8 protein-coding genes and 1 pseudogene are annotated in these 11,504 nt (G+C 38.8%); 2 read left to right on the top strand and 7 right to left on the bottom strand.

The genetic code is table 11. The features are described from left to right. The 6 genes and pseudogenes from Q0505_RS12495 to Q0505_RS12520 form a co-directional block, all read right to left on the bottom strand. A pseudogene (locus Q0505_RS12495) lies at positions 1 to 214 on the bottom strand (ABC transporter transmembrane domain-containing protein); the annotation flags it as partial. Next, positions 171 to 2,276 carry a choice-of-anchor I family protein gene (locus tag Q0505_RS21440; RefSeq protein ID WP_366519412.1) on the bottom strand — a complete coding sequence of 702 codons (2,106 nt, stop codon included), beginning with the start codon at positions 2,274 to 2,276 and terminating at the stop codon, positions 171 to 173. The pseudogene Q0505_RS12495 and the gene Q0505_RS21440, both read right to left, overlap by 44 nt. Before the next feature lie 171 nt (positions 2,277 to 2,447). After that, positions 2,448 to 2,867, bottom strand: a complete 420-nt coding sequence (locus tag Q0505_RS12505; RefSeq protein WP_299213320.1) for a DUF1801 domain-containing protein — start codon at positions 2,865 to 2,867, stop codon at positions 2,448 to 2,450. A gap of 336 nt (positions 2,868 to 3,203) precedes the next feature. Beyond that, on the bottom strand, positions 3,204 to 3,929 hold the full coding sequence (locus Q0505_RS12510) for a LytTR family DNA-binding domain-containing protein (RefSeq protein WP_299213322.1): 726 nt from the start codon (positions 3,927 to 3,929) through the stop codon (positions 3,204 to 3,206). After that, positions 3,926 to 4,981 (bottom strand): histidine kinase, encoded by a 1,056-nt coding sequence (locus Q0505_RS12515; protein WP_299213324.1) that lies wholly within the window; start codon positions 4,979 to 4,981, stop codon positions 3,926 to 3,928. The genes Q0505_RS12510 and Q0505_RS12515 overlap by 4 nt, the downstream gene beginning before the upstream one ends. Before the next feature lie 3 nt (positions 4,982 to 4,984). Then, positions 4,985 to 5,635, bottom strand: coding sequence for a hypothetical protein (locus tag Q0505_RS12520; RefSeq protein ID WP_299213326.1), 651 nt, complete (start codon positions 5,633 to 5,635; stop codon positions 4,985 to 4,987). A gap of 187 nt (positions 5,636 to 5,822) precedes the next feature. On the opposite strand from Q0505_RS12520, the gene Q0505_RS12525 reads away from it, so the two are divergent. Both Q0505_RS12525 and Q0505_RS12530 read left to right on the top strand, forming a co-directional pair. Next, the gene (locus Q0505_RS12525) at positions 5,823 to 8,246 is read left to right on the top strand and encodes an outer membrane beta-barrel family protein (protein ID WP_299213328.1); all 2,424 of its coding nucleotides are present in this window, start codon (positions 5,823 to 5,825) and stop codon (positions 8,244 to 8,246) included. A 1,124-nt stretch (positions 8,247 to 9,370) separates the two neighbouring features. Continuing rightward, positions 9,371 to 10,378, top strand: coding sequence for an NAD(P)-dependent alcohol dehydrogenase (locus tag Q0505_RS12530; RefSeq protein WP_299213330.1), 1,008 nt, complete (start codon positions 9,371 to 9,373; stop codon positions 10,376 to 10,378). 146 nt (positions 10,379 to 10,524) lie between these two features. Here Q0505_RS12530 and Q0505_RS12535 read toward each other — a convergent pair. Next, the coding region (locus Q0505_RS12535) for a hypothetical protein (protein WP_299213332.1) at positions 10,525 to 11,504 on the bottom strand (980 nt) is incomplete at its 5' end.

Below are 11,504 nucleotides of genomic sequence, written 5' to 3' on the forward strand. Positions count from 1 at the left end.
CAAACAAAACAATAATATTTAAACTGTACATAACAGCTGGCCCAAAATACATTCTTACCTTAGAAACGTCTTCACTGATCCGATTCATTAAATCTCCAGTTCTATTTTTATTATAGAAGTTGACAGATAGTTGTTGGTATTGTTGGTAGATTTCATTTTTTAAATCAAATTCAATCAATCTTGAATTTACAATGATCATTTGTCGCATTAAAAATCGCTCCGTATACAGGATCTTCTTTGATGATACGTTCTAGGATATTCTGGCTGTCATATACAATAGCTCTTGTGTCTGCATTTACAATAGAGAAAGAACGTCCACCATAGGCATGGATGATATCAATATCTCCATCACCATCGGTATCACCTGTAGCAGTAGTAACGTTTAGTCTTCCTAGATTTTCATCTATTTGGATGATATCTGCATTTGGATATGCCGTTGGATCTAGCGTAAGATCATTAGTGCGTGATTCTTCACTAAATCCATCATAATCTCTTGCATCACCTTCGTTGGCAATTACAAGATAATTGGTTCCATTTACGGTATAGTTGGCAATAGCATCTGGTTGATACATTCCTACAATATTCCACGTAGACATAAATACGAAGTCGAGTCTATTTGATACATCTAGTGCATTTTCTTCTAAAGAATGATCTTTAACTCCCCAAGATTCAACGGCAGTAATACTAGGAATGGTAAGATCTATAATTGCATAGGCATTATTTTCTTGTAATGATACATAGGCAATAGCACTGTTTTCTGTCACTGTAATAAACTCAGGTTCTAAATCCTGAGAGACCGAAGCACCAGGTCCAAAAATACGAACCCCTGCGGCTTCAAGCATAGCTTGATCTGCATCAAAGGCATTAAAGGTAAGAGATGTTACATTAGCCTGTTCTAGTGTTTCAATTCCTCCAGAAACATCAATGACACTTATAGAACCCTCAGGGTCTATGGTGTAGTCATCGTTTGGTTCTCCTTCATTAGCGACAAGTACAGTAGTACCATCTGGCGTAAATATGACCATATCTGGAAGGGATCCTACTTCTACGTTACTTAAAACATTTCCATCGGTATCTATAAATACGACTTGACCATTCCCTTGGTCAGCAGCTTTTACGGCGACTGCAACAGCGCCATTAAAAGCATTTACACTCGTTACTTCGGCTCCAAAGGGACTCATGTCTACAGAAGATATAACACTCATAGTTAAGGGATCACTAAAATCAAGAACTTCTACAGTAGCATTTTCTGCATTAGAAACAAAAAGTCTGTTTGATGCAGCATCGTGCGTTACAATCTCTGCACCTGCGATTTCTAAACTAGTCTCAAAAGCCATTCCTAATACATTGGTAGCCGTAGGTGCTTGTAATTCATTATCTATTACATATACGGTGTGATTCAAATTATCACCTTCTTCGGCACCTGTTAGATTTTCTAAAGCAATAGCGACAAGATAATCTTGATTACCATTAGCATTATCAGTAAGTGTAATGGTCACATTTTGAGTAGTTGATCCACCTGTCGTAAATGATAGCGTAGGAGTATCTAGTGTAAAAGAACTTCCTAAATCATTTGTATAGATTACTACAACATCTACAGTAGCATCTGCAGGTTCTGAGATAGATACTGCTATAGTCGCCACACCGTTATCTTCAGAAACTTCTGTTAACGTTGTATCAAAAGAGATAAGGATAGGAGCGACTGTACTATACGTTCCAATAGGAAAAGGAGTAGTCGCAGTTATATTGTCTGATGCTCCATCGAGTTCATCAACACCACTAAAGCTCCAGTTATCTAGCATAAATGTAGATCCGTCTGCTGTCGTACCACTTATGCGATACGCCCATCCGTCTTGATATTCCCAATCTTCACCATTTCCGTCTACATTAATATCTCCAAAAACATCAATTACCATCCCGTTATTAAACAACTCTATAGCATCGTCTCCATTAATATTTGCAGCACCGTCAATAAAGCTAGGATCAAATCCAAAAAAAGTATTGAAGTTGGGCTGCTCACTAGCAATGTATATAAAGTCACCCATCGTGGCACTTCCAGATAAGAAAAATTCTTCTCCATCAGAACCATCGCCATTATTTGCTGATCCTATCGCGTACGTAGAAAGGTCTGCGATGTCATTTAAGACATAAAGCTCTACTGCTTTTGGAGTACCTCCAGTCAAAGTAGCATCTACGACACCTGTAATTAATAAATCTTGCGCTTTCGCGAAAAAAGATACACTTAGTAAGAGTATCAAAATGTAGTATTTTTTCATAACTAGTTTTAATGAATTAGTTTCCCTAAAAATACTAGGTTGACTACGCAATCATTTGAACTTAACGTTACGAAAGTTTTACGCTTTGCAGGGTAAAAAGGTAGATTTTACATTTCTGAAATACTTAGATAAGATGGTGGTAATATGGAGCAGAAAGGGGGTGTTTTTTTGCTAGCGATGATACTTTTTTCTCATAGAATCTACCGATTGTTGGATGATTGTTTTTAGAATTTCAAGATCAACATCGGAGAGTTTATTTATATATAGGCAGGCTTTGCTGGTTTTATGTTTTCCGAGTTTTTCGAGAAGAGATTTAAACTGGGAAAACCCTGGCATGATATACAGACTTATATTTTGTTTACGAGGGGAAAAGCCTACAATAGGCCAATCTCCTTCGCGACCACTAGCATATATATAATGATAGCTATCAAATCCTATGATACTACCACCCCACATTTTTGGATCTACACCTGTAATTTTGGTCATCATCTCTAGAATGGTAAAACTATCTGCTCGTCTTACAGGATGCTCCACAGCGTTTAAAAAATCTTTGACAGAAGCATCATTTACTTTGGTTTTTGGTTCGCTCATGAGTCTTAAAGTTTATGAGTTTTAGAGGTTATATGTTTAAGTGTTTAAGTGTTTAAGAGTTGAGGAGTTTATGTGTTGAGGTATTTAAAGGTGACAGTATCCAAATTTTGTGTAAATAGAATTTCAGCGGATTTATCTTTTTAGAGTTGAATCCGTTTTTCAAATATAGTTAAGAATTAATTACATATTAATCTCTAATAATTAATCGGCTGTGCCCGCTTCTTTGTTACTTGCATTAATGCTAGAGCTACAGATTTTTTGAAAGTGTCGTTTGTTGGGAATGTCATTTTATTTTTGACAGTACGCAACACCTTTCATCCTGATTCTCTTTATCTATCAAAGGATCAACTCTTTAATCTTATCCGCATAGCTGCGGCTTACTTTTACTTTTTCATCATTTTTGAGAATGAGTAAATAGCTTTTTCCGTATTTAGAAACTTCTTTAACGGCAGGTAAACTTACAATACTACTCCGATGAATCCGTAAAAACTGTTTTGGATTTAGTTTTTCTTCTAGCTGACTAATGCCGCGATTACTGATGTACGTGTCTTTGGCGTCATAGATTTTAGAGTAATCGCCGTAGGCTTCTATGTAGTAAATATCTTCGGTGGCGAGGGTGACGTATTTGGTGCCTTTTTCTACAATAATTCGATCAGGATAGGTAGTCTTGGACATAATATGCTGATCGGCAAGCGGGAGGATTTGTTTAGGAGAACTGTCTTTCAGTTTTGAAATTGCCTTGTCAAAACGCTCTCTGGTATAGGGTTTTAACAGATAATCTACAGCATGAACTTCAAAGGCTTGTAAGGCATATTTATCATAGGCGGTGCTAAAAATAATCGTCGGTAATTCTTCCAGATGTTCGAGGACGTCAAAACCTGTGAGTCCTGGCATTTGGATGTCCATAAATACCAAATCCGGACGGAACTCATTAATAATCTTAATCGCATCGACGCCATTATTGGCTTCGCCTACAAGGATGAGTTCTTTGTGATTGTCTAGATATTCTTTGATCAGCGCACGACCTGATTTTTCATCATCTACTATGACTACTTTTTTCATAATTCAAATTGCACTTTGAGTCCGTTGGGAAGGTTATCAGTGACTTGTAAGGTAGATTGATACATTTTTTGAAGTCGTTTTTGTGTGTTGCTTAATCCAACACCTAGATTAAATATCGCTTCTTTGTCTTCAACACCAATGCCTGTATCGCTGATTTCAAAAAGGAGTTTACCTTCTTTCTCTTGAATGATAATATCAATACGACCGCCTTTGACCAGCGGGGAGATTCCGTGTTTTACGGAGTTTTCAACCAAAGGCTGTAAGATCATTGGTGGGATTTTTCGCGAAAGCAAACCATCACTCACCGTTATATTGATAGAAAGGCGATCTTCAAAACGTTTTTGCTCCAACTTTAAGTACTTATTGACAAATTCCAATTCTTCGGCAAGCGTGACATAGTCTTCCCGACTGGCTTTTAACTGGTATCTAAAAAGATCGGAAAGCTCTGCAATCATCTCACGGGTTTCTTCCATTTCCTTAGGGACGCTGGCATTTATGGTATTGAATACATTATACAGAAAGTGCGGATTCAACTGTGCTTTAATAGCGCTTAATTCACTTTTGAGTGCAGAGTTTTTAAGTTCAATCTCATAGTGTAATCGACGTTGATTGATGATGTAATGTTCATACGCATGAAATAGCGAAAATTGAATTAGGTAAAAAAGCGCAGGAATATAAATATCCCAAACTTGTGCGTTGCCCGAAAGGTGACCATAGCCAAGATAATCACACGTTAGATAAAATAATTTCCAAGCAAAAAGAATAAAAAAAGGAAGTCCTAAAAAGTGGAGGAGGAGTCTATATTTGAGTGGTGCACTTCTAAATACACGGAATATAAAAAACCAGACAATCGTTGTCGCCACAAACATAAACGTGTATTGAAGACCTTCTGTAAAATACCATTCTTCCAAATCCCATATTGTATCATTGGGATCATTCTGACCTCCACGATTAAAGTAGAGCGTCACGTGATAGCAGAAAGAAAGGACAAGATAGACACTTACAACGGCTAAAACCTCTTTAATACGTATGTTGAATATGCTTTTTTTCATCTGTTAGTTTTTATCAAAAACCCACCATAATTCTTTGTCAGACGGATCGTAGCTCAATTTAATAATTCCTTTGTTAGTTTTAATAAGATAGTTACCTGTTATTTCAAGATCTTTTCCGTTTTGCCATGCAGATACCGCTCCATCACGATAATAAAAAATCACATCGTTAGAAAATTCGATACTTGCATTATATCCCGTTTTTGCATCATTTGCAAAATAACGTGCACGTGTCATAGACAGCCCATTACTCATCATTGTTGACCTTCCGTAGGTTTCTCCTTTTTTCGTACGTCCATACGTTTCTCCTTTTTTCGCACGTCCGTAGGTGTATGTTGTGTCAGGATTATAATCGATATCTGTTTCTCCTAAAGAAAGCGTTCCACTTGAGATTTCGTACACATCAGGTTCGTCATTCCAAGTGGTAAATACAAATAAGGTAATCGGCATTTGTACTTCATATACTTTAATCGTTTCCAATTCTGAAGGACTTAACACTGTATTCCCATCCGCATCTTGTGCGATAAAACCAACTCCTGGCGGATAACTGATTTCTTTTTGGTTATCTAGTTTAATTTTTAAATAACTCGTTTCTGTTGCGTTTGCTGTAAAGACGATACACAAAACTGCTATAAGGAATGAAATTTTCTTTTTCATGATTTTTATTTTTTGATTTCGGTCAAAATTAGAACGATTTCACTCCATTCCAATACAACTTTCGATGAGTCGCCCTATAGACCGTCCAATGGTCCGTTGCCCACTCATCGGGCTATGGTGCGTCTCGTCGGTTCTTTATTTAGTAAGGAAAACACATAGCTCATATTTGCATCAAACAAGTACCACTATGAACACTCGAATGCTATTTTTTACATGGATATTATTGGTGTCCGCTTTCGCGAAAGCGGAAGTATCTCCACAAGAAGCCCCACAAACGCTAAAAGGCACCGTCGTGTCCGAAAGACAAGAGCCACTGCCCTACGTTAATGTGATCGTTAATACCACCGACGGTACCCTCGTCAAAGCCGCCATTACCAATGAGCAAGGCGCTTTTATAATTGCAGACCTTTCGCCAAATACCTACACACTCGTCCTTTCTTTTGTTGGCTATACGACGGTCGAAAAATCCATTACCATCACTACAGAAACGCTGACTTTACCACCCATCCAAATGCAATTTGCTACCGAAACGTTAGAAGAAGTTACCGTTGTTGCAGAACGTCCCATTATTCAGGTAGAACCTGATAAGACGATCTTTAACGTTGCTGGAACTGTGAGCAGTGCGGGAAATAATGGCATCGAACTCTTACGGAAAGCTCCAGGTGTGCGTCTGGACAATAACAATAATGTAATTGTCGAAGGAAAAACAGGCGTACTCATCTATATCGACGGACGCCAAAGTTTCTTACAAGGCGACGATCTTACCGCTTATTTACAGTCCTTACAAGCAGATACCATTGACAGCATCGAGATCATCACCCAACCTTCGGCACGCTTTGATGCGGCGGGAAATGCGGGAATTATCAACATTCGCTTAAAAAGAGAAAAAGGACTCGGGACGCGTGGGAGTATTTCGAGTACTGTCACGGTAGGGGATTACCTGCGAACCAATAATTCTGTTTCGCTGACCAGCCGACTCAAAAAATGGAATCTCTACGGGACGTATTCCAACTACATTGGACGTTCTACGGGTTTTATTGATCTGTTCCGAATTCAAGGAGACAAAATATTTGATGCACAAAACGATTCTGAATATGATGGATTTTCGAACAACTTCCGTTTTGGGGCCGATCATTATCTGTCAAAACGTAGTACGGTAGGCGCAGTGTTAACCACCAACATCAACGATTCCGAAAGCCGATCCAACAGCCGTACGCCCATCATCGATCGAAACACTGGAACGATTGACAGTATTTTACGTGCGCCCAATAGCTCCGAAAGTAATACCGTCAACATTGGTATGAACCTCAACTATCGCTATCAGGATACGACAGGAACCGTTTTTAGTGCCGATGTCGATTATGGGCATTACACCCGCGACCGACTCAACAACCAACCTAATTTTTATGTCACATCATCGGGGGAGATTCTCAACGAAAGTATTACCAATCAAGATACCCCCATCACCATCGATATTTATGCAGCAAAAGCCGACTATGAACAGCGACTGGGTAACGGAAGCTTTGAAACGGGTTTAAAAGTTTCTCAGGTGCGTACCGATAATACCTTTGATTTCTTTGACGTCATCAACGGGATGGATGTGCTGAACCTCAACAGGAGTAACCAGTTTTTGTATGATGAAAAGATTTATGCCGCTTACGCGAAATACAACGCAGGCGCAGGCAACTGGAAATTTCAAGGCGGATTCCGCGTCGAGAGTACTGACTCACAAGGCGACCTGACTGCCGATAGTGAAAATGATAATCAGTCCGTAAGTCGGACGTACACCGATTTATTTCCATCGGCGGGATTAACCTATCAAGCCAACAGAAATAACTCCTTTGCTCTCAACTACAGCCGACGCATCCAACGTCCGAATTACCAAGACCTCAACCCTTTTGAATATCAATTGGATGAGCTGAGTTTCAGACGTGGAAATCCGTTTTTACAACCCCAATATACCAATAATGTCAAGCTATCACATACCTATAAATATACGTTGACGACCAGTGTGAGTTATTCCTATGTCAGCGACTTTTTTGCACAAGTCACCGAAGCCGTTGGAGAATCTAGAAACTTTTTAAGCACCCGTAATGTCGCCGATCAGGAAGTGTATAATTTCAGTATTTCTTATCCCTATAAAGTCAATAGCTGGTGGAATACCTACGCCAATGTCTACGGCTCGTATAGTAAGTACACCGCGACCAATCCTGCTTTTATCTCGACCTCACAAGAAACGGTTGGCTTCTATGCGCAAAGCACGTTTACCTTACCCAAAGATTACAAACTAGAAGTCAGCGGTTGGTACAGCAGTCCGTCGATATGGGGCGGCACTTACGAAATCAAAAGTTTAGGTTCCCTCAACCTTGCCGTTCAAAAAACATGGAAACAATGGACAGGAAAAATCACCGTCAATGACGTCTTATACACCATTCCATGGGAAGGCATTACCCAATTTGGCAACCTCTTTATCGACGGTCGCGGCGGTGGCGACACGCGTAATGTCAACTTTTATATTCAATACACCTTTGGCAATAACGACGTCAAAAATGCCCGAAAACGCGATGGAAGTTTGGAAGATGAGAAGGGGAGAATAGGACAGGCCCCCTAAGCCCCCGAAGGGGGAACTTTTATTTGTAAATTAAAATAGAGTAGTGTTCTAATAATAGCTTGTTACTCTGTTTTGTATATCCCAAAAGTTGATGAGATTTTGACTTCCCTCCTAGAAAGGAGGGATTGAGGGAGGTGTTATACGTTACTATATTCCCTAAACTCTGTTCTAAAACGAAGAGCAAAAAGCTCCTCCACGTTTTAGAACAAGCCATAATAAAACACACCCCTTAATCCCCTCTTGCTAGAGGGGAAACTGTTATGTGAAAATAGAGAATAGAGTAGTACTCTATTTTAACTTTAATTTAGAGTAACACTCTATTTTGTGCATCAGTTTTATAGAAGTGTATGGTAGGAGGCTGAGTGATTTTAGATCAGAACAACGTGATGCTATAAAATTGTATCGAAGTTACCGGGTTTGTGAGTCTATGATTTGAGAAGTTTATGTGTTTAAGAGTTTAAATGTTTATATATGATTTTTAGTCATGAGTTTAAATGTTTATAGAGGGTTTTAGTCTATTCTCTATATTCTATAAGCGCAGCGATCTATATTCTTTTAGTCCTGAGTCCCTTTAATCCTGAGTCCGTTTTGGGCATCAATAATGCGCTTCGACAGGCTCAGCGTGACATTTCTTTTTAGTCTTGTTTCTTTTTAGTTTAAAAGTTTAAAAGTTTATGTGTTTATGAGTATTTTTTAGTCTATTCTCTATATTCTATAAGCGCAGCGATCTATATTCTTTTAGTTCTGATTCCCTTTAATCCTGAGTTCGTTTTGGGCATCAATAATGCACTTCGACAGGCTCAGCGTGACATTTCTTTTTAGTCTATAAGTTTAAAAGTTTAAAAGTTTATGTGTTTATGAGTATTTTTTAGTCTTTTCTCTATATTCTATAAGCACAGCGATCTATATTCTTTTAGTTCTGATTCCCTTTAATCCTGAGTTCGCTTTGGGCATCAATAATGCGCTTCGACAGGCTCAGCGTGACAGGTAGGTTATACTTTCGCGAAAGCGTACTAAACCCTACACAAATGAATATTCGATTACAATCTTAGCTTTTAGAGCACAACAAATAGTGGCAAAATAAGTACCTTAGTACTTCTATTAAAACTCAAAAAAAAAGCAAAATGAAAGTACAAGGATATGCCGTCACGGCACCAGAAGAAAAATTAGAACCGTTTACGTATGAATTAGGCGACATCGGGAGCGAACAGGTAGATATAAAAGTACATTATTGCGGCGTCTGTCATTCAGACCTCAGTATGATGAATAATGATTGGGGGATGACGGAATATCCGTTGGTGCCAGGTCATGAGATTATAGGCGAGATCGTTGCCGCAGGAGATGCTGTCAAAAATGTAAAAGTTGGCGATATTGTTGGTCTTGGGTGGAATTCGGCTTCGTGTATGAGTTGTCAGCAATGTATGAGTGGGGAGCATCACTTATGTAGTGAGAGCGAAGGAACGATTGTCGGAAGACATGGAGGTTTTGCTGATTATGTGCGGGGTCATTGGTCATGGGCGATTCCGTTACCAGATGCGATTGATAAGAGTAAAGCGGGGCCTTTATTATGTGGGGGTATCACCGTGTTTAATCCGATTATCTTATCAGGGGTGTCGCCTACAGATACGGTAGGTGTCATAGGCATCGGCGGACTCGGACACATGGCGCTTAAGTTTTTAAAACATTGGGGATGTGAGGTGATTGCTTTTAGCTCTAGTCCTGAGAAGGAAGCACAGATTCTAGAAATGGGTGCGACCAAAGTGATTGATTCTACATCACCCGAAGCCCTGGAAAGTATTGCGGGTACGGTTAATTTTATATTGAATACGACCAATGTCACCTTAGACTGGAATTCGTATCTCACGACACTAGCACCCAAAGGAAAATTTCATACGGTAGGTGCTCCCATGGAACCGCTTGAGATTCCTGCGTTTAGCTTAATAAGCGGCGAAAAATCAGTAGGAGGGAGCCCATTAGGAAGCCCTGCGGTCACCAAAACCATGCTAGACTTCTGTGTGCGTCACGATATTTATCCTACGGTAGAGGAGTTCCCTATGGATCAAATTAATGAAGCGGTACAGCATTTGAAAGATGGGAAAGCGAGGTTTAGAGTGGTGTTGAAGAATGGGTAGGGTTTAGTCTTGTTTTAGAGAATATATAGAACGCTCATGTTGTTCCTGTGATGGGGATGTCGTGAGCGTTTTTTTGGTTTTTTGTTTGCGCTTTCGCTTTCGCGAAAGGAGATATGAAAATATGTGTAGATGGGGTTAGATCCTATTTAGTGTCTAATCTCTTTAATACTAACTAATTTCATGTCCTTATCCCAAACTGTAAAAAGTTTAAGATCATATACTTTATAAGGTGCCTTTATTTTTGATTTTACTTTATATTCAAGAGGGTAGATCGCATAATAGCCCCCATCTGGATTTGGAGTGACGTCAAATTTTGTCCAATCTACCGAAGATTCTGAAAATGGAAATTTATTACGGTATTCTTTAATATTGTCTATTACTTCTTGAACAGATGGATTTTTTAAACCATACCAAAAAGTCATGTCGGGAGAGATATACGTAGTTAATTTTTGAAGATTATTAGCATCACTTAATGCGTAATAATTTTTAATACGTGATTTCATCTCAATTTCGTATGGATCATTTTTATCCAAAGGGAAGTATAAAACTCCTGCAACGATGGTAATGAGTGCTAATGCTATGGCAACGCCCATCGCTATTGTACGCCCTGATCTTTTTTTAGAAAGTGGTAGATTCGTTTCTTCCTGTTTATTTTGTGCTGTTGTAGCATCTTCCTCAATCAGATGATTTGTTTGTATTTCTGAGGTAGTTTCTAGTATTGGACTGCATATTAATTTACTATCTATCGTATTTTTAGGAACTTGATACATAAGTACATTTTCAACAGGGATTTTTATTTCACGATGGTCTTCATAAGGAATAAAGCTTACATACGCAGGATTATCTGCGGCGCCTCCATATCCTAAGGCAATATAAATAGAACATTCTTCTTGATGGATTTCAGGAAAACTATCAGCTTGTGCTTCACTTAGGATATCATATTGTCCTTGAAAAGGTTTAGAACGATATTTTGCTTCTACATGAAATTCAGTATCCGTAAGAATACACTTGAATCTAAAATCTGGCTTTCTAGAATCTCCTACATATCGCTGACTATTTTGATCATAGCTATTTGTTTTATGTAACAGATCATAATGACTTTTTGGGAATAGCGTTTTCTCCACAA

Origin of the sequence: uncultured Dokdonia sp., assembly GCF_937910895.1 — a bacterium.
Taxonomy (GTDB): domain Bacteria; phylum Bacteroidota; class Bacteroidia; order Flavobacteriales; family Flavobacteriaceae; genus Dokdonia.